15 protein-coding genes are annotated in these 20,082 nt (G+C 57.3%); 10 read left to right on the forward strand and 5 right to left on the reverse strand.

Annotation, left to right across the window (positions count from 1 at the left end):
* The first annotated feature begins 8 nt into the window (after window positions 1-8).
* The 3 genes from pyrI to BEI65_RS21780 all read left to right on the forward strand — a co-directional run bounded on the left by pyrI (window position 9) and on the right by BEI65_RS21780 (window position 4,235).
* The gene (pyrI, locus tag BEI65_RS21770) at window positions 9-473 is read left to right on the forward strand and encodes an aspartate carbamoyltransferase regulatory subunit (protein ID WP_020825003.1); all 465 of its coding nucleotides are present in this window, start codon (window positions 9-11) and stop codon (window positions 471-473) included.
* 184 nt (window positions 474-657) lie between these two features.
* Window positions 658-1,044, forward strand: a complete 387-nt coding sequence (gene ridA / locus BEI65_RS21775) for a 2-iminobutanoate/2-iminopropanoate deaminase (RefSeq protein WP_085119531.1) — start codon at window positions 658-660, stop codon at window positions 1,042-1,044.
* 209 nt (window positions 1,045-1,253) lie between these two features.
* Window positions 1,254-4,235 (forward strand): amino acid adenylation domain-containing protein, encoded by a 2,982-nt coding sequence (locus tag BEI65_RS21780; RefSeq protein ID WP_099065065.1) that lies wholly within the window; start codon window positions 1,254-1,256, stop codon window positions 4,233-4,235.
* A gap of 77 nt (window positions 4,236-4,312) precedes the next feature.
* On the opposite strand, the gene BEI65_RS21785 is transcribed toward BEI65_RS21780, so the two are convergent.
* Both BEI65_RS21785 and BEI65_RS21790 read right to left on the reverse strand, forming a co-directional pair.
* Window positions 4,313-4,579, reverse strand: coding sequence for a hypothetical protein (locus tag BEI65_RS21785; RefSeq protein WP_099065066.1), 267 nt, complete (start codon window positions 4,577-4,579; stop codon window positions 4,313-4,315).
* A gap of 8 nt (window positions 4,580-4,587) precedes the next feature.
* Window positions 4,588-5,226, reverse strand: coding sequence for a hypothetical protein (locus tag BEI65_RS21790; protein WP_198404496.1), 639 nt, complete (start codon window positions 5,224-5,226; stop codon window positions 4,588-4,590).
* A gap of 281 nt (window positions 5,227-5,507) precedes the next feature.
* Between BEI65_RS21790 and BEI65_RS21795 the strand changes: the two genes are divergently transcribed.
* The 4 genes from BEI65_RS21795 (at window position 5,508) to BEI65_RS21810 (ending at window position 9,462) form a co-directional block, all read left to right on the forward strand.
* Complete coding sequence (locus tag BEI65_RS21795) at window positions 5,508-6,944, forward strand: circularly permuted type 2 ATP-grasp protein (protein WP_099065072.1); 1,437 nt, start codon at window positions 5,508-5,510, stop codon at window positions 6,942-6,944.
* Entirely contained in the window at window positions 6,938-7,867 is a 930-nt protein-coding gene (locus BEI65_RS21800) for an alpha-E domain-containing protein (protein ID WP_099065067.1), read from the forward strand. Before BEI65_RS21795 ends, BEI65_RS21800 begins: the two co-directional genes overlap by 7 nt.
* On the forward strand, window positions 7,864-8,658 hold the full coding sequence (locus tag BEI65_RS21805) for a transglutaminase family protein (RefSeq protein ID WP_085119529.1): 795 nt from the start codon (window positions 7,864-7,866) through the stop codon (window positions 8,656-8,658). Before BEI65_RS21800 ends, BEI65_RS21805 begins: the two co-directional genes overlap by 4 nt.
* Window positions 8,659-8,733: 75 nt before the next feature.
* Window positions 8,734-9,462 carry a proteasome-type protease gene (locus tag BEI65_RS21810; RefSeq protein WP_085119528.1) on the forward strand — a complete coding sequence of 243 codons (729 nt, stop codon included), beginning with the start codon at window positions 8,734-8,736 and terminating at the stop codon, window positions 9,460-9,462.
* 58 nt (window positions 9,463-9,520) lie between these two features.
* On the opposite strand, the gene BEI65_RS21815 is transcribed toward BEI65_RS21810, so the two are convergent.
* Both BEI65_RS21815 and mgtA read right to left on the reverse strand, forming a co-directional pair.
* On the reverse strand, window positions 9,521-11,914 hold the full coding sequence (locus BEI65_RS21815) for a beta-N-acetylhexosaminidase (protein ID WP_099065068.1): 2,394 nt from the start codon (window positions 11,912-11,914) through the stop codon (window positions 9,521-9,523).
* A 145-nt stretch (window positions 11,915-12,059) separates the two neighbouring features.
* Window positions 12,060-14,768 carry a magnesium-translocating P-type ATPase gene (gene mgtA / locus BEI65_RS21820; RefSeq protein ID WP_099065073.1) on the reverse strand — a complete coding sequence of 903 codons (2,709 nt, stop codon included), beginning with the start codon at window positions 14,766-14,768 and terminating at the stop codon, window positions 12,060-12,062.
* Window positions 14,769-15,189: 421 nt separating this feature from the next.
* On the opposite strand from mgtA, the gene treR reads away from it, so the two are divergent.
* The gene (treR, locus tag BEI65_RS21825; RefSeq protein WP_099065069.1) at window positions 15,190-16,137 is read left to right on the forward strand and encodes a trehalose operon repressor TreR; all 948 of its coding nucleotides are present in this window, start codon (window positions 15,190-15,192) and stop codon (window positions 16,135-16,137) included.
* Window positions 16,138-16,172: 35 nt separating this feature from the next.
* Here the strand turns inward: treR and BEI65_RS21830 are convergent, their stop codons facing one another.
* Window positions 16,173-16,589, reverse strand: a complete 417-nt coding sequence (locus BEI65_RS21830) for an Exc2 family lipoprotein (protein WP_232519139.1) — start codon at window positions 16,587-16,589, stop codon at window positions 16,173-16,175.
* Window positions 16,590-16,906: 317 nt separating this feature from the next.
* Here BEI65_RS21830 and treB point away from each other — a divergent pair, with 317 nt between their 5' ends.
* Together treB and treC are read left to right on the forward strand one after the other, a co-directional pair.
* Complete coding sequence (gene treB, locus BEI65_RS21835; RefSeq protein ID WP_012004987.1) at window positions 16,907-18,322, forward strand: PTS trehalose transporter subunit IIBC; 1,416 nt, start codon at window positions 16,907-16,909, stop codon at window positions 18,320-18,322.
* Between the two features lie 56 nt (window positions 18,323-18,378).
* Window positions 18,379-20,043 carry an alpha,alpha-phosphotrehalase gene (gene treC, locus BEI65_RS21840; RefSeq protein WP_099065071.1) on the forward strand — a complete coding sequence of 555 codons (1,665 nt, stop codon included), beginning with the start codon at window positions 18,379-18,381 and terminating at the stop codon, window positions 20,041-20,043.
* Window positions 20,044-20,082: the final 39 nt, after the last annotated feature.

Here is a 20,082-nt window from a genome sequence, read left to right on the forward strand (position 1 = left end):
GAACCGTCATGACTCACGATAACAAACTGCAGGTTGAAGCGATCAAGTGCGGTACGGTGATTGACCATATTCCGGCGCAGATAGGTTTTAAGCTGCTGACGCTGTTCAAGCTGACCGCCACCGACCAGCGCATCACTATCGGCCTGAACCTGCCTTCCAACGAGCTGGGCCGCAAAGACCTGATCAAAATCGAGAACACCTTCCTGACCGAACAGCAGGCCAACCAGCTGGCGATGTACGCGCCAAAAGCCACCGTCAACCGCATCGACAATTACGAAGTGGTACGCAAGCTGACCCTCAGCCTGCCGGATCATATCGACGGCGTGCTGACCTGCCCGAACAGCAACTGCATCAGCCGCAGCGAGCCGGTGTCTTCCAGCTTTAGCGTGAAATCCCGCGACGGCGACGTGCACCTGAAGTGCCGCTACTGCGAGAAAGAGTTCGAACATCAGGTGGTATTGCAGGCAGACTGAATCTGCTGTTTTCGCCCGGGGACGGCACTGTTATTCTCCCGGCGACTGCCTATAATGGAAGTCCCCGTAGGGGCGCTGCATGCAGCGCCCAAATGAATCGGGACGAATTTATTCGTCCCCTACGGTGAGCCACGCAGCCCACAACGCTGCGGTTTGAAAGACGAAGGGTATATCAGGAGAAAAAATGTCACGTATTATCAGCACTGAACTCGCCCCGGCAGCCATTGGTCCTTACGTGCAGGGCGTTGATCTGGGCAGCATGATCATCACTTCCGGCCAGATCCCGGTCGATCCTAAAACCGGCGCCGTTGCCGACGACGTAGCCGCACAGGCACGCCAGTCACTGGAAAACGTTAAAGCGATCGTTGAAGCTGCCGGCCTGAAAGTCGCCGACATCGTGAAAACCACGGTCTTCGTAAAAGATCTGAACGATTTCGCCACCGTTAACGCCGCTTACGAAAGCTTCTTCACCGAGCACAGCGCGCCGTTCCCGGCCCGTTCTTGCGTCGAAGTTGCCCGTCTGCCGAAAGACGTGAAGATCGAAATCGAAGCCATCGCCGTTCGTCGTTAATTCCACGCTAACGCGCCCAGCGGTCAGCCATCGGCTGGCCGTTTTTATTTTAGGAAAATTATTATTCCAGTTATTTTATAAAGATAACTCCATTCTCAATATATTTTCATTCCCATAATAAAAATGCGTCTATAATTATTCTTCACCCGGCCGGGCCATGACTCTTCGTAGTTTGTTGATCAGACTAATAATCTCAGGAGAATATACCCATGGCTCAAAGCGTATTGGATCATTTTATCCAACAGGTTGCTTATTTCCCCGAGAAGTTGGCGATAGTCAGTAACAATAAGCGCCTCACTTATCGGCAACTGGATGATGCCAGTAACCAACTCTGTGGTCGGTTGCAACAGCAGGGTATCAGCCCTGGTGACTATGTGCCTCTGGTGGCACTGCGCACGCCGGAATTACTGATCGGCATGCTGGCGATTATCAAAGCCGGTGCCAGCTATATTCCCATCGATGCCCGATACCCTGAAAAAAGAATTCAAGATATCGTCAGACAAAGTGCGTCTAAAACAATAATATTAAGTAACTTAGCAATCGATTTTGAAATAAAAGACTCGAGCATAAATCCCCTTGTGATTGATAATATAACCTCAGGTGAATTATTGCCCTTTGAATTAATAAAGCCAAAAGGGAATGCAACGGCCTATATTATTTTCACCTCCGGCACCACGGGCAGCCCCAAGGGAGTGATGATTGAGCATCATTCACTGCTGAATATTGTTCTCTGGCATAACCAAAAATTCGCGGTGGATCACCAAAGTCGTTCAACGCTGATGGCCGGCATCGGCTTTGATGTGGCGCAGTGGGAAATCTGGGCGGCATTGACCAGCGGCGGCACGCTGTATTTACCGGATGAAGAGACCCGCTTGCAACCCTCTGCCCTGCTCAACTTTTTTGCGCACCACCAGATCACCCATGCTTTTGTCCCCACGGTGCTGGTGGCAGACATCGTCAGCGCGCCGCAGCCGGAAAAGCTGGCGCTGAGTTACCTGTTTACCGCCGGGGAAAAACTCAACCCGGTCGATCTCAGCGGGATAAATTATCCGTTGGTGGATTACTACGGTCCGACGGAAGCGACCATCTTCGCCACCTGGAATCCGGTCCGCTGTGCGACACAACATGCCCCTGCCACCATCGGCCGACCGGTGGCGGATACCGAGATCTTCATTCTCGACGACAACCTGCAACCGGTCCGCGACCAGCAGCCCGGCGAGCTTTACATCAGCGGCAGTTGCCTGGCGCGTGGCTACCTGAATAACCCGCAGCTCACTGCCGAAAAATTTATTACGCCGCCACATTTCGCCGGTAAACGTCTCTATCGCAGTGGCGATCGGGCACGCTGGCTGCCGGACCAGCGTATCCAGTTTCTCGGCCGCATCGACGACCAAATCAAAATCCGCGGCAATCGGGTGGAGTTGGGGGAAATAGAAAGCATTATGGCGCAGGTTGCAGGCGTGAAGGCAGCCGTCGCCATCGTCACCCAGCCACAGGATCCAGCCAACAAACAGATTCTGGCCTTTCTGGTGGCCGACAAAAATGCCCCTGAGTTACTCGAACGCGTGAAGCAACGGTTGAAGGAAACACTGCCGTCCTACTTTCTGCCCGCCGACTACCTGCTGCTGGAACGTCTGCCGATCAACGCCAACGGCAAAACCGATAAGGCCGCCCTGCTGGCCCTCTCCCGCCCGGATCAACCGACGGTAACCGAAACGCTAACCGGCCGTCGGCAAGCCATTGCCACCCTTTGGCGCAACCTGTTGGGGATGACCGATATCCGTGCCGACGACAACTTTTTCGACGTCGGCGGCCATTCACTGCTGGCCGCAAAGCTGGTGACGGCCATCGACCAGCAGCTTGGGATTAAAGTCTATGTACGCGATATTTATGAGTACCCAACGATAAACCGTCTGGCACAAGCGCTGGATGAGCGCAGCGGCCATGCTCTGCCAACGGTAGACAGCGAACCGGTGCGTGCTCTGCAGGACGATGTCTGGCTGCCCGAGGGCGTCACCTTCAACCCGGATTATGACCTGCGGCAAATAAGCTCGCCCAAAGCCATTTTACTCACCGGGGCCACCGGATTTGTCGGCGCGCATTTGCTGGCGGAGCTACTGACCACCACCCGCGCCGAACTGCATTGCCTGGTACGGGATCGCCACCAGCAGTCCCCTCAACGACGACTCGATGAGATCCTGGCCCGCTATCAGATTGCTTTATCCGCCGAACAGCGCGCACGGATCCATCTGGTCCCCGGTGACGTGGCGGAGCAGGATTTCGCCCTGTCACCCGAGCGCTATGCTGCGCTGAGCCAGCAGGTCGATATCATTTATCACTCGGCGAGCGCGGTGAACTTTATCCAACCCTATTCTTATATGAAACGCGACAACGTGCAGGGCCTGCGTGAAATCATTCGCTTTGCCGCCCACCAGCGCACCAAGCCGCTGATGTTGTTGTCGACGATTTCGGTCTATAGCTGGGGGCATCTGCACACCGGCAAACGGGTGATGCGGGAAAGTGACGATATCGATCAGAACCTGCCGGCGGTGATCACCGACATCGGCTACGTACGCAGCAAATGGGTGATGGAGAAAATAGCCGACCTGGCGGCATCGCAAGGTTTACCGCTGATGACCTTCCGTCTGGGGTACGCCACCTGCCACAGCCGAACCGGCGTCAGTGCCAGTTATCAATGGTGGGGACGGCTGGTGAAAACCTGCATTGCCAGCGGCACGCTACCGGCATTGCAGGATCTGCGCGAAGGCCTGACGACGGTGGACTATATGACCCAGGCCATTGCGCATGTCAGCCGCAATCCGCAGGCGCTGGGGAAGAAATTCAACCTGATCCACCAGCACCAGAATAACCTGACGTTGCAGGGCTTCTTCAACCTGCTGGAGCGCGAATTCGGCTACCGTTTCCGGCCGCTGCCCTTCGAACAGTGGCGGGCGCAGTGGGAACATAACGGCGATGCGCCGCTCTATCCGTTGCTCAGCCTGTTCAGGGACAATATGGTGAATGGTCAATCGACGGTGCAGCTCTACCAAAATACCTACCAATGGGATTGCAGCAACCTGAAGTATTTTCTGCAGCACAGCGGGATCGAAGAGCCGCGCTTTACCCGGCAAATGCTGCTGAATTATCTGCGCCAGTCTATCGGCACTTCACAGCAATCATTGCAGGTATAAAGACCAGGGCGCCCGGAAATGTGAAAGGTGATTATTGAACTGAATAATCTAATGGCCGCTATTGCGGCCATTGCTGATTACTTATGGGTTCGGTTTCGACGGATACCACCGGCAGCTTCGATAATCGGATCATTTTGAGGTTTAATGTGCTTGGCTGCTTGTTTCAAAACCGCTATCACATCCTCAGGTGAGGCGGTAATTGCCCTCCCACGTGGCGTCAGGCTGTTAATCTCCTCAGAGCTATAGGTTTTGACCATTGTCAGCCCTTCCCCTTCGGCTTTATACACTTCCAGCTCATAGAAAGCAGTTTCCGCTACAATCCGACCTGTAGTTTTAATGACCATATCACCCCCTATAATCCCGTCAGCAGGTCATCATTGTCGCTCAAATATTGTGCAGCATCAACCGAGGCCGATGAATCTGGACGGATTGAGTCTTCGATAAACCATTGGAATAAAGCCTGTGCATCACGATAGAGAATGCCATTATCACCTGAGGTGATATCAATAAAGTGATGTTCATTGATGTAGTAATCAGCGACTCTCGCATTGATCGGTGATATTAGCCGCAAGCCTACGCATTGGGTTTCGACCATGAACAACACGGCTGCATAGAGAGCAAAGCGAAAGGTATTGCCATCAAGACACGAGTCTTGGATGTGGAAATTTTGCAGCATTTCAACATTGAGCACCGCAGGCATATTGCCTGTCGCGGGGCAAAACTGACATATACAGGCACCAGCCGGCCTTTGATCCGCATCCAGAATTTTAAAGCTAAATCTGAAAGCATCGGGATTATCCAGCACCGCTCCGCTCAACGCCCAAGGGATACGCTGATTTTCAGGCTGTTGGCGCGTCTGCACAATGCACCATTCCAAATCCTCGGCGGTTAACATTTGCACCCGAATGTTATGTTCACCGGCAGCAAAGATTTCATTGGTTGTAGCTAATACCCTTTGTCCCAGCTCCTGAACATTAAAATCATGCGGCATTATCAGTCCCTTGAATACTTTATAAATTAATACGTTAGAAATACGACTTCAATTTTATAACGCACTTTTCATTCTGTCTTCGAGGCATCCACTGCTGGGTTTAGAGTTTGAGGCACGCGCCGCAGTTTTGCCCCGTTTTAAGGCGGTGGCCGGGTCGGCTGCACCGAAAGCGGGCTATTTCACGCCGCAACCCGGTGTTTTCGCGCCATTTACGCCCCTTTATCACCTTGGCACATTTTATGCTGGATCGGTTTACAGCCTGCAATGTCGACGAGGTGACGATGCTGAATATCGATCTGTCCGCTTCACCGTTTTTTGATGAGATGCTTCTGGCTGAGGGTAAACACCGGGGCCACTACGAAGCTTACTGGCATTGGCTGCAACAGGCCGATCAAAAGGCCATTCAGCGCAAAAGGGAAGAGGCTGCACTGCTGTTTCACCGGGTGGGTATTACCTTTAACGTTTATGGTGAGGATGATGGCGCAGAACGGCTGATCCCGTTCGACAGCGTGCCGCGCATCATTCCTGCCGACGAATGGGCGATGCTCGATCGCGGTATTCGCCAGCGCGTCCAGGCGCTCAACGCCTTTCTGCACGATATTTACCATCAACAGCATATTCTGAAAGCCGGGATCATTCCGGCAGAACAGGTGCTGGCCAACGATCAGTACCAGCCCTGCATGCAAGGGGTCGACCTGCACCGCAATATTTACGCGCACATCGTTGGCGTAGATATGGTGCGCAGCGGCGACGGCCAGTATTACGTGCTGGAAGACAACCTGCGCACCCCGTCCGGCGTGTCCTACATGCTGGAAAACCGCAAGATGATGATGCGTCTGTACCCGGAGCTGTTCGCCCAGCAGCGCATCGCACCGGTAGAACGCTACCCGTCACACCTGCTGCAAACCCTGCGTGAAAGCTCACCGATTAACGATCCCACCGTGGTGGTGCTGACGCCGGGCCGCTTTAACAGCGCCTATTTCGAACACAGCTTCCTGGCGCAGCAGATGGGGGTTGAACTGGTGGAAAGTGCCGATCTGTTCGTCAAGGACGGCGCGGTCTTTATGCGCACCACCGCCGGGCCTTGCAAGGTGGACGTGATCTACCGTCGGGTAGATGACGCCTTCCTCGATCCGCTGGCGTTCCGCCCGGACTCGATGCTCGGTGTGCCGGGGCTGCTGTCGGTGTATCGCACCGGCAACGTGGTGCTGGCCAATGCCATAGGTACCGGCGTGGCCGACGACAAGTCGATCTATCCGTACGTACCGGACATGGTGCGTTTCTATCTGCAGGAAGAACCGATCCTCAATAACGTGCCGACCTGGCAATGCCGTCACAAAAATGAGCTGTCTTACGTGCTGGCGAATCTGGAACAGATGGTGGTGAAAGAGGTCCACGGTGCCGGTGGTTACGGCATGCTGATCGGCCCGGCGGCGAGCAAAGACGAAATCGCCCACTTCCGCACCCTGCTGCTGGCCAAACCGCACAATTACATTGCGCAAAACACGCTGGCGCTGTCGACCTGCCCGACCTTCGTCAACGACGGCCTGGCACCACGGCATATCGATTTGCGGCCGTTTGCCCTCAGCGGGGCGGAAATTCGGCTGGTGCCCGGTGGCCTGACACGCGTGGCGCTGGCGCAGGGCTCACTGGTGGTCAACTCGTCGCAAGGCGGGGGAACCAAGGATACCTGGGTGTTGGAGGACGACGCATGCTGAGCCGAACTGCCAGTGAACTCTATTGGATGGCCCGCTATCTGGAGCGGGCAGAAAGCATCGCCCGGGTGCTCGACGTCACCAACAAGCTGTCGATGATGCCGATCCGTGACAGCGAAGATCAGGATCTGCAGGTGCCGCTCAATCTGACCAGTACCGGTCAGTTGTACGCCGCCGCCTATCCTGACCTGACCATGGCCAATCTGGTGAGCTTTTTTGCGCTCGACAGCCGCAACCACAGCAGCATTTACAGCTGTCTGCAGATGGGCTGGAACAATGCCCATGCGGTGCGCGGCAGCCTGTCTTCCGAGGTTTGGGAGTGCATTAACGCCACCTGGATCGAGATGAAGCTGATCCGCCGCCAGGGCATCGGCTCGGTGGGGGCGGATGCCTTCTTCGACTGGGTGAAAGAACGTTCGCACCTGTTTCGCGGCGCGATGTTCGGCACCCTGCTGCGCAGCGACGCGATGTGCTTTATCCGCCTCGGCACTCTGCTGGAGCGGGCCGACAGCACCGCCCGCCTGCTGGGGGTGAAGAACGCGCTAATGGACAGCGACGGCGACCCGGTGCGCGAGTATTACCGCATGGACACGCTGCTGCGGGCAGTCAGCGCGCGCGAGGCCTATCACAGCATCTACAAGCAACAGCTCAGCCGCGACACCATTGCCGAACTGATGATCCTGCGTAACGAAATCCCGCGCTCCCTGCTGGCCTGCGTCGGCGATATGGTGCAGCAACTGGAACAGATTGGCGGCAACCGTTCGAATCAGCCACGCCGACTGGCACACACGCTGCACGCCGAACTGCGTTTCAGCAGCATGAAGGATCTGAACCAGGTCGGCCTGAACGACTGGCTGGACGCGTTTCTCGGGCAGATTGGCGGCATTGCGGAGAGCATCCATCACACTTATCTGGAGGCACAATGAAACTTAACATTGAGCACAATACCCATTATACCTACGCCCAGCAGGTGCAGCGCAGCACCCAGTATCTGCGTCTGACGCCACAGAATTCGCAGCACCAGCGCATCATCTCCTGGCAACTGACGCTGCCGGAAGATGCGGTATGTACCACCGACGCCTTCGGCAACGTACTGCACGTACTGACGCTGGATCATCCGCATCAGGCGATCACCATTCAGGCCAACGGCGTGGTGGAAATAGAAGATGGCGTAGAGGATCAGGTGATGGGGCATCTGTCACCGCTGGTGTTCCTGCGCCACAGCCCGCTGACCCAGCCCGACAGTGCGATCCAGGCGTTCGCCCTGCGCTACTATCAACCGCAGGCGGTGCTGGAAGGGTTGGAAAATCTGATGGGCGAACTGCTGCTGAAAATGCCTTACACCCCGGGCTCTACCAGCGTCACCGACAGCGCGGCTCAAGCGTTCGCGACCGGTACCGGCGTCTGCCAGGATCATACCCACGTGTTCCTGGCCTGTTGCCGCAGCCTGAATATTCCGGCGCGCTATGTCAGCGGTTATCTCTACAGCGAGGACTCAACGCACGTGGCTACCCACGCCTGGGCAGAAGCCTGGGTAGACGAACGCTGGCACAGTTTTGACGTCACCAATAACACTCGCCTGCCGAATCAACACCTTAAGCTGGCGGTGGGCATCGACTATCTGGACGCCTGCCCGGTACGTGGCATGCGACTCGGCGGCGGCTGCGAGAATATGCAGACCATGGCCGAAGTGCAGATGATGCCCACCGGACAATAGCCTCTTGCCGAAGGTGAAGGTTTACGGCACGCTGGCGTTTGGCGGCGTGCCAGTCTTGTTTTGAGGGATTGTGGAATGACCTATTGTGTGGCCATGCGCTTGGCATCCGGGCTGGTCTTTGCTTCTGATTCACGCACCAATGCCGGAGTGGACCATATCTCCACCTTCCGTAAACTGCACGTGTTCCAGCAGGATGGCGAACGCATGCTGGTGCTGCAAAGCGCTGGCAATCTGGCGACGACCCAAAGCATCATCAGCCTGCTGCAGCGCCGCTGCAAGGACGCCGAGCGCCCCAACCTGCTGAATGCCCCCAGCATGTACGAAGCCGCCACCCTGGTGGGTGAAACGGTGCGAGAAGTGATCCAACGCGACAGCGAAGCCCAGCAAAGCGGCAGCACTACCGACTTCAGTTGCAGCCTGCTGCTCGGCGGCCAGATCCATGGCGAGGAGATGCAGTTATTCCATATCTACCCGCAGGGCAACTTTATCGAAGCCACCCGCGATACGCCCTATTTCCAGATTGGTGAAAGCAAATACGGCAAACCGATTATCGATCGGGTGCTGAATTACCACACTCCACTGGAACAGGCGATGCAGTGCGCGCTGATCTCTCTCGACTCCACGCTGCGCAGCAACCTGTCGGTCGGCCTGCCGCTCGACGTGATGATTTACCCACGCGACAGTTTCAGCAGCGCACAGCAGTACCGCATCACCGAAGATCATCCGCATTTCAGCGCTATCCGCAAAGGCTGGGGCGAAGGGCTGGTCAGCATTTTCAAACAGTTGCCACCGTTGCAGCTGTAGTTTTTTTAGGGCTCAGCATGTGGAGCCCCTACGCATGCTGAGCCCAACGATACTGACCTCATTCGATCGCGCTGGCGCGTAGCAAGGCCTCCAGCGGGTAAACCGCCGCAATCACCACTTCGTCGCGTATTTGCGCCGCCGCATCCAGTTGCTGCTGTATCTGCCCGGCTTCGGCCTGGCTCAACGGCTTGCCCTGCTGATAACGCTCCAACAGCATCAGCCCCAGTGCGGACAACGAACCGACATCCTGCGCCACCGGTGCCAGATCCTGCATCACCCGGTTACCGGCAATCACCGTTTTCACCGGCGCGGTATTCAACTGCCAGCGTTGCAAACGCTCACGCAGCGCCTGTGCTGCCGCCCGGTCATTGCGATCTTTCACTAACGCCGCAACCTGTCGGCCCATCTCACGCACCGCATTACTCTCCGGTGGCAGTGCGTCGGCAAAGCGATTCAGCGGTTCGAACTGGTGGTAATTGCCGGCCTTGAATTTCAGGTGCTGGCGGGTGTAGTACTGGCCCGGCTCCACCGCCTCGGCCAGGGTTTGCAGCGGCGCGATCTGCACGCTGTTCGCCAGCCGGGTGAATTCGCGGGCGGTCTCTGCATGCTGCTGCAAGCCCACCGAGACCACCGACCAGGCATCAACCGCCGCCAGCCGCCGGTACATGTTATTTTCATCGGTCACATCCTGTGCCGACCACAAACGCTCCGCCACCGCAAACCCACGCGGCCACAGCTTGAGATCGAGGATCGGCACCCTGATGTTCTCCGCCCACAGCGCCGCCTCGCCACCGAGAATATTGGCCTGCTGCTTCGCATCCGGCACCACCGGCATCTTGCCCTCCGGGATCGCCGCAAGCCGGCTGCCGCTGGTCGGGTAACGCACGTTGCCCACCAGCGTATACCCGCTGAGTTGGTCCTGCACCAACGTGAACACCGGACGCGTCTCACCCATCCAGGTATCGACACGGAAGCTCACCTGCTGCGGTGAATGCCAGACGACATCCTGCAAGGCGCGGCGGGATTTACCTTTGAAATCGATAAAGCCGCGCCAACCCTGCTTCCCTTCAATCAGGGTAAAACTGCCTTCCACTACGCTGCCCTTCAGCCGTGGCATGCTGAACTGCCAGCTCTGCGCTTTTTCATCGGGCTGCACCTGGGTGTCTACCCCCAACGGCTGTGGCAGGATCTCATTGCGATAGTGATAGGCCGTGCTCTGCGGTTGATCGAGGTAGAAGCCGGTGGACAGAATGCCCTGATAGCCGTCCTGTGCACTGGCCCCGAGTGAGTCCTGCCCCTGCCAGGACTGAATGACAATGCTGCGCGGCAGCGACGGATGATAAATCTCATCCCAGCCGACCATCTGCCGTTGATGCTGCTCGAGGATTTTTTCCAGCTTCTGGTTGAAGTAGGCCTGCAGCGCGTGGGTGTCCGCCAACTGATGCTGCTGCATAAAGGCCTGAATGGTTTTTGATTGCTTCCACTGGCTGGCATCAACCTCGTCACCGCCGATATGCAGGTAAGGATCGGGGAAGATCGCCGCCAGTTCGCCAATGATGGCGTCGACAAATTGATAAACTTCCTCACGGGTGGGATCGAGCGTCGGTTGGTGTACGCCCCATTTGCGCTCCATGGTGTACGGCCCCGGCGCGCTCATCAACTCCGGGTAAGCCACGGCGATACTGGAAGCATGGCCCGGCAGATCGATTTCCGGCACCACCCGGATGCCACGCGCCGTGGCGTAGGCCACCACCTGCTGCATCTGTTCACGGGTGTAGAACTGGCCATCGCTGGCCTGCTGTTGCAGTTTGGGGTAATGCTCAGAGGCAAAGCGCCAGCCCTGATCGTCGGTCAGGTGCCAGTGGAACACGTTGAGTTTGGCTGCCGCCATGCCGTCAAGCTGGCGCAGGATGTCCGCCAGCGGCAGGAAATGACGCGCTGAATCCAGCAGTACCCCGCGCCACGGAAAACGCGGCACGTCGGTGATGCTCACCAGCGACAGGAAGGTGTTCTGCCCGTCGGTCTGCACCAGCTGCAGCAGGGTCTCCATGCCACGCAGCGCACCGAAACGGGTATTGGCGGTCAGCGTAACGCCCTGTGGCGCCACCGTTAATTTATAGCTTTCATCGCTACCCGGCAGCGGCTGCGCCGCCACTTTGTCTTTGATATTCACGCTGATCACCACGCCTGCGGCTTTTGCTGCCTGTGGTGCCAGCGTCCAGCCGGTTTGCAGCTCAATACGTTGCCGCCAGCGCTGCAGCGCATCGGCCAGATCGTCGCCCTGCAGGTTAATCGACAGCCGGTGATCCAGCACCAGCCTGCCCGCCGGCTGGGTCAGTTCCACCTGCTGCGGCCAGGGCATCAGCGGTAAATCACCGGCCGGCTGCGCCAGCGCGCCCAGGGAAAGTAATAACGATGAAGTCAGTAGCGTATAACGCAGGGATCTGTGCATCAGAAATTCCTCAGAGGAAAAAAATCAATAAAAACAGCGAAGCTATAAATAAAGACTGAGCACAGGGCAGATGTCCAACAGCGAGGGTGAAAAGCCGGGTTGGATCACAAATGCCCCTCCTGCGGACGCAAGAGGGGCGTGGGAATTACTGCCAGCCGTAGCGGCGTACAAACCAGCCTTTCACGCACTGGGTCAGCACCATATAACCAGTCAGGATCAACACCAGCCACGGGAAGTAACCGAGCGGCAGCGCCTGCAACTGCAGGAAACCGGCCAGCGGCGAGAAGGTCAGGCCGATACCGGTGGCAATCACCACCAGGGTCATGATGCACAGCGGCCACGAAGGACGGCTCTGAATAAACGGAATTTTACGCGTGCGGATCATATGCACAATCAGCGTTTGCGACAGCAGCCCTTCAACGAACCAGCCGGACTGGAACAGCGTCTGCATTTCCGGCGTGTTGGCCTTGAATACCCACCACATCAGGCTGAAGGTCAGCACGTCAAAGATCGAACTGATCGGCCCAAAGAACACCATAAAGCGCCCAATATCACCGGAGTTCCAGCGCTGCGGCTGAGTGATCTGATCGTCATCGACGTTGTCGAACGGAATGGCGATCTGCGAAATGTCATACATCAGGTTCTGGATCAGCAGGTGCAGCGGCAACATCGGCAGGAACGGCAAAAAGGCGCTGGCAATCAGCACGCTGAAGACGTTACCGAAGTTGGAGCTGGCGGTCATCTTGATATATTTGAGCATGTTGGCGAAGGTGCGACGGCCTTCGATCACCCCCTGCTCCAGCACCATCAGGCTTTTTTCCAGCAGGATAATGTCCGCCGCCTCCTTGGCGATATCCACCGCGGAATCGACGGAAATACCGATATCCGCCGCGCGCAGCGCCGGTGCATCGTTGATGCCGTCGCCCATAAAGCCCACCACGTGGCCCTGCTGACGCAGCAGCTTGACGATCCGTTCCTTATGCAGCGGCGTCAGCTTGGCGAACACAGTAGTACGCGCCGCCGCCTGCGCCAGCTGCTCATCGTTCATCTGTTCGATTTCACTGCCGCGCAGCACGTGATCCGCCGCCAGCCCAACATCTTTGCACACCTTGGCCGCCACCAGTTCGTTATCACCGGTGAGGATCTTCACGGTTACGCCGCTGTTTTTCAGCGCCGCCAACGCCGGTGCCGTACTCTCTTTTGGCGGATCGAGGAAGGCCACATAGCCTTCGAGGATCAGATCGGATTCGTCGGCCACGCCATATTCGTAAGCCTGTGCCGGCAGGATCTTGTTGGCCACCGCCACCACCCGCAGCCCCTGCTGGTTAAGATCGTCGGTAACGCGCCGGATGCGTGCCAGCAACGCCTCGGTCAACGGGATCACCTCATCTTCCTGCCGCACGTGGCTGCAAATCGCCAGCATCTCTTCCAGCGCACCCTTGCAGATCAACTCGTGGTATTGCGCGTCTTTGGCCACCACTACCGACATCCGACGGCGTTCGAAATCAAACGGGATCTCATCCACCTTGTGGTAATGCTGCAGCGCATCCGGCTGCTGGCTCTGTTCCGCGCAGCTCAGCACCGCCACATCGAGCAGGTTTTTCAACCCGGTTTGATAGAAGCTGTTCAGCCAGGCGTAATGCAACACCCGGTCGCTGGCGACGCCAAACACGTCGGTGTGGCGCTCCAGCACGATTTTGTCCTGAGTCAGGGTACCGGTTTTGTCGGTGCACAAAATGTCCATGGCGCCAAAGTTCTGAATGGCGTCCAGACGCTTGACGATCACTTTCTGTTTGGACAGTTTCACCGCCCCTTTCGCCAGGGTAGAAGTGACAATCATCGGCAGCATTTCCGGGGTCAGCCCCACCGCCACCGACAGCGCGAACAGCGCCGCTTCCCACCAGTCGCCCTTGGTGTAACCATTGATCAACAGCACAATTGGCGTCATCACCAGCATGAAACGGATCAGCAACCAACTGACTTTACTGATCCCGCTCTGGAAGGCATTGGGTTGCTGATCCTGACTGATAACGCGCTGCGCCAGCTGGCCGAAGTAGGTGTCGCCGCCGGTGCCAATCACCATCGCCAGCGCGGTGCCGCTCACTACGTTGGTGCCCATAAAGCACAGGTTTTGGCATTCCAGCGGATCCTCCACCTGCCCGCGCAGCTCGGCGACTTTCTCGACCGGCAGCGACTCGCCGGTCAGCGCCGCCTGGCTGATAAACAGATCCTTGGCCGACAACACGCGCAGATCCGCCGGGATCATGTCGCCTGCCGACAACTTGATGATATCGCCCGGCACCAGTTGCGAGATCGACAGTTCCAGATGTTCGCTTTTACCGGTCAATGCGTCACTACGAATTACTGTAGCGGTATTGCTGACCATCGCCTTCAGCGCGTCTGCCGCCTTGTTGGATCGCGCTTCCTGAATGAAATTCAGCAGCGTGGAGATCACCACCATCAGGGCGATCACCAGTGCACCGGTCAGATCCTCGGTAGCATAAGAGATCATGCCAAGCGCGGTCAGCAGCAGGTTGAACGGGTTGCGATAGCAGTGCCACAGGTGCTGCCACCAGGCCTCTTGCTGCTGATCGTCAATCACGTTCTCACCGCAGCGTTCACGCACCCGTTCCGCCTCATGGGCGGTCATGCCTTCCGGGTGGCTGTGGAAACGCAGGTAAAGCTCGGTGGTATCAGCCGCAGCGCATTCCAGCCGCTGCTGTGCCAGACCGGCGGGCAACCCCTGTGCTTTGCCGCCCAGGCTATCCAACAGGCTGTCACGGTGCACCAAACGGCGCGGTAAATTGCGGCTGAGCAGGCCCAGCAGCTGACGGGGGATGTTTTTTAGTTTCATTTTTTGCACCTCGTCGCCCATTGCCTCACGGCAGCGGGTGAACGCGGGATCGCCCCCAGCCGGGTTTTTGGACACGCCAAAAAGCCTCTGTCTGGGCAGATCCTTGTCTTTTTTTATAGCAGCAGGAGCGAGCGACGGGCGCGCGCTACCGGTTACCGTTTATTACTTCACCGGTAAAACAGCAGCGCAAAGCGGGCAGGTTTTACCGGGGAGCCGAGTCAGGGTCTAACGGGGTCGGATCGGGATCCATACGGTTGATAACCTCCGGTAAATGAAAAGATCAAACGACAAGAGCGGCCGTTCAGCGCAGTACGTAAATCCCTGCACAGCGCCAAGATCCGTTGCGGAAAATAGGCTATGCTGACGGGCATTCAGCGTAGGCCGCCAGTTTACGCCTTTTAACCTCAACGAAAATTAAACCATGCAAAACCGGCTGACCATCAAGGACATCGCACGCCTGAGCGGCGTAGGTAAATCCACCGTATCACGTGTGTTGAACAATGAAGGCAGCGTGAGCCCGCAGACCCGCGAACGGGTGGAAGCGGTGATCCGTCAGCAGGGGTTTACCCCGTCCAAGTCGGCACGTGCCATGCGCGGCCAGAGCGACAAAGTGGTGGGGATTATCGTTTCCCGTCTCGATTCGCCGTCCGAAAATCAGGCCGTACGCACCATGTTGCCGCTGCTGTATCAGCACGGCTTCGACCCGATCGTGATGGAAAGCCAGTTCGAAACCCGGCTGGTGGAAGAACATTTGCACGTCTTGCAGCAGCGCAACGTCGACGGGGTGATCCTGTTCGGCTTCACCGGCCTGACGGCGGCCATGCTCAGCCCATGGCAGGATAAAATGGTGGTGCTGGCACGCGAATACGAGGGCTTTTCTTCGGTTTGCTACGACGACGACGGCGCCGTACGGCTGCTGATGGATCGCCTGCAACAGCAGGGCCACCGACATATCAGCTACCTGGGGGTGCAACTGTCGGACGCCACCACCGGTATGCGCCGCCACCAGGCCTACCTCGACGCCTGTCGCCAGCAGCAAATTACCCCGAGCGTGGCCTTGGGTGAACTGAGCTATCAGAGTGGCTTCCAGTTGGCCGCCTCGGCCATCGATGCCCGGACCACCGCGCTGGTGTGCGCCTCCGATACCATCGCCCTCGGCGCGATTAAATACCTGCAACAACAGCATATTGCCCCGCTGCAGGTATGCGGTATCGGTAATACCCCGCTGCTTAACTTCCTGTTCCCCGAGACGTTTTCAGTTGATCTGGGCTACGGCACTGCCGGGCTGCAGGCCGCCCAACAGTTGCTGGGCCAACTCAGCGGCGAACAGGGCATCCGCCAGATCATCGTGCCTAGCCAACTCGCCTGAGGGCGGGTGTGTTTAGGTGGTGTGATAGCCTCCCCTCAAGGCCGGCCGTCATAGCCATCCCAGTAAGTAGCCACGGCGGAATCCAGCAGGATCTGCCGCTGTTTTTGCGGGTTATCCACTGAATATTCCTGATTGATAAATTTCCCTTTCTTCCCCACGTCGCTGAGGAATTCAGGGCTGCGGAAATAGGCTTCCTGCTGTTCTGCCTGCTGGCGCGTCAATCCCTTGGCCCGATCGGCCTTCCCCATTTGATAGAACTGGTCAAAGAACGGAATAGAGGCTTTTATCGAGTCCGGAATTTGGGTTCGTATTTCTGGGGAAAAATCCTCTCGCGCCATTTGATAAATCGCCTGCTTGGCGTGGCGTTCCGGGCTGCTTTTTTGGCTGGTACAGGCACTCAGCAACAGTGCGGTGAAGGCAATAAGCAATCGAGGCAGTGTCAAAGTCATCATTCTTCCTTGAAAAAAGTACGTGGTAGCAACACTCACATAACGTATTGGAGTAATGAGTGCCACTAATCACAATCAACTTATTGATTGTTAAGGGTGACATTATAGCCGCCAATGCCCTTGTTCAAGATAATATTTCCGGATGTTTCGGCCGGCTCTCAAATTCCCCCGCCGCATAAATGGTCATTTTTTATCGTTTTGTGATCCTCGCCCCAAACCGGGAACGTTCCCATTTCATAAAAAAAGCGGAGTGACTAAGCTTTGATCATTACTCCGACAACACCTCTGCGGCAGTCCCATACCAAGAAAGGTATCTAATAATGAGCAAAGTAAAACAGCAGGATATCGATCGCCTGATTGTGCTGGTGGGCGGGCGCGAGAATATCGCGACCGTCAGCCACTGCATTACCAGGCTGCGTTTTGTTCTCAATGACCCAGCTCTGGCCAAACCGAAAGAAATCGAAGAGTTGCCGATGGTCAAAGGCTGCTTCACCAACGCCGGGCAATTCCAGGTGGTGATCGGCCCCGAGGTTGGGGATTACTACCAGGCCCTGATCGCCACCACCGGCGTCAATGAAGCCGATAAAGAGCAGGCCAAGGTGGCGGCGCGCCAGAACATGACCTGGAGCGAACGCGCCATCTCGCACTTCGCCGAAATCTTCTTCCCCCTGCTGCCTGCTTTAATCAGCGGCGGTTTGATCCTCGGTTTCCGTAACGTGATCGGCGACATCCCGATGTCCGGCGGCCAAACGTTGGCGCAGATGCACCCAGCGTGGAAAACCATCTACGACTTCCTGTGGTTGCTCGGTGAAGCCATCTTCATGTTCCTGCCGGTCGCCATCTGCTGGTCAACGGTGAAAAAAATGGGCGGTACGCCAGTGCTGGGTATCGTGTTGGGCATCACGCTGGTGTCCCCGCAGTTGATGAACTCCTATCAGCTTGGTCAGCAGATCCCGGAAGTATGGAACTTCGGCTGGTTCACCATTCAGAAAGTCGGCTATCAGGCGCAGGTAATCCCTTCCATGCTGGCCGGTATGGCACTGGGCTGGATTGAGACCCGGCTGAAAAAGATCGTGCCGGATTACCTGTACCTGGTAGTGGTGCCGGTAGTTTCACTGCTGCTGGCGGTGTTCCTGGCACACGCATTTATCGGGCCATTCGGCCGTATGATTGGCGATGGCGTAGCCTGGGCGGTAAAAGCCGTGATGACCGGCAGCTTCGCACCAATTGGCGCCGCGCTGTTTGGTTTCCTGTACGCACCGCTGGTGATCACCGGCGTGCATCAGACCACGCTGGCCATCGATATGCAGATGATCCAAAGCATGGGCGGCACCCCGGTCTGGCCGCTGATTGCACTGTCCAACATTGCGCAGGCTTCGGCGGTGCTGGGCATTATCATTGTCAGCCGCAAGGCCAACGAACGTGAAATCTCGGTGCCGGCGGCAATTTCGGCCTACCTCGGCGTCACCGAACCGGCGATGTACGGGATCAACCTGAAGTACCGCTTCCCTATGCTGTGCGCGATGATCGGTTCCGCCTTTGCCGGGCTGATCTGCGGCCTGGACGGCGTGATGGCTAACGGCATCGGTGTCGGTGGTTTGCCGGGCATCCTGTCGATCAAACCGCAGTTCTGGATGATTTACACGGTGGCGATCCTGGTTGCCGTGGTGATCCCACTGGTGCTGACCATCATGGTCTACAAACGCAAAGCCAGCCGCGGTGAGCTGCCGGTCTGATTGAAATGTAGGGGCCCGGTACGCCGGGCCCGTTGTCACAAGTCAAAGGTATTACTATGAGCAATCCAATCCCCTGGTGGCAAAACGGTGTCATCTACCAAATCTACCCGAAGAGTTTTCAGGACAGCACCGGTAACGGCTACGGCGATCTGGCCGGTGTGACGGAGCGGCTGGACTATCTGCAGGAGCTGGGGATCGATGCCATCTGGCTGACGCCGGTGTATGTCTCCCCACAGGTGGACAACGGTTATGACGTGGCAGACTACTGCGCCATCGACCCGGCCTACGGCACCATGGAGGATTTCGACCGTCTGATTGCCGCCGCCCACCAGCGCAGCATCCGCATCGTGATGGACATGGTGTTCAACCACACCTCGACCGAGCACCCGTGGTTCCAAGCCTCGCAGGATCCTGACAGCCCATTCCGTCAGTTTTATGTCTGGCGCGACGGCGAAGGTGACGCCCTGCCGAACAACTGGCGCTCCAAGTTTGGCGGTAACGCCTGGCAATGGCACGCCGACAGCGGCCAGTATTATCTGCACCTGTTCGCCACCGAACAGGCAGATCTCAACTGGGAGCACCCACCGGTGCGCGAAGAGCTGAAGAAAGTGTGTCAGTTCTGGGCCGACAAAGGCGTCGACGGCCTGCGTCTCGACGTGATCAATTTGGTCTCCAAGCAGCAGGATTTCCCGTCAGATAGTCAGGGTGACGGCCGCCGTTTCTACACCGATGGCCCACGCATTCATGAGTTTTTGCAGGAAATGAGCCGCGACGTGTTCCAGCCGCGCGGCCTGATGACCGTAGGGGAAATGTCTTCCACCACGCTGGAGCATTGCCGGCAGTACGCGGCGCAGAGCGGTGAAGAGCTGTCGATGACCTTCAACTTCCACCACCTGAAGGTGGACTATGCCGGTGGCGAAAAATGGACCCTGGCGGCACCCGATTATGTCGAGCTCAAGCAGATTTTCCGCCACTGGCAGCAGGGCATGCACAATCAGGCCTGGAACGCGCTGTTTTGGTGTAACCACGATCAGCCGCGCATCGTTTCACGCTTCGGCGATGAAGGCGAACTGCGGGTACCGGCCGCCAAAATGCTGGCGATGGTGCTGCATGGCATGCAGGGCACGCCTTATATTTATCAGGGCGAAGAGATCGGCATGACCAACCCGGGCTTTAGCCGCATCGGGCAGTATCGCGATGTGGAAAGCCTGAACATGTACGCCGAACTCAGCGCCCAGGGCAAAAGTGACGCCGAGCTGCTGGCGATCCTGGCCAGCAAATCACGCGATAACGGCCGCACGCCGATGCAGTGGAGCGCCGCGCCGAACGCCGGTTTCACCCAGGGTACGCCGTGGATTGGCTGCGCGGAAAACTACCCGCAGATCAACGCCGAAGCGGCGCTGGCTGATCTGGATTCGGTGTTTTACGCCTATCGCCAGTTAATCACCCTGCGTAAGCAGTATCCGCTGCTGACCCATGGCGACTATCGCGATCTGGCTCCTTCGCACCCGGCATTGTGGTGCTATCAACGGAGCTGGAATGGCCAACGCCTGCTGGTGGTGGCCAACCTCAGCCGCGAGCCGCTGGCCTGGCAGGCAGAAGGCGTGGAACCGTCCGATTTGTGGCGTCCGCTGATGAGCAACTACGCCGACGCGCCTGTCCAGCCGCAGGCCACCACCCTGCGACCGTTCGAAGCGGTATGGTGGTTGCTGGAAGACTGATGCTGTCGGGGCGTGGCTTGTGAACTGACCCCAAGAAGT

The sequence above is a fragment of the Serratia sp. BW106 genome, assembly GCF_002607755.1.
Lineage (GTDB): Bacteria > Pseudomonadota > Gammaproteobacteria > Enterobacterales > Enterobacteriaceae > Serratia > Serratia proteamaculans.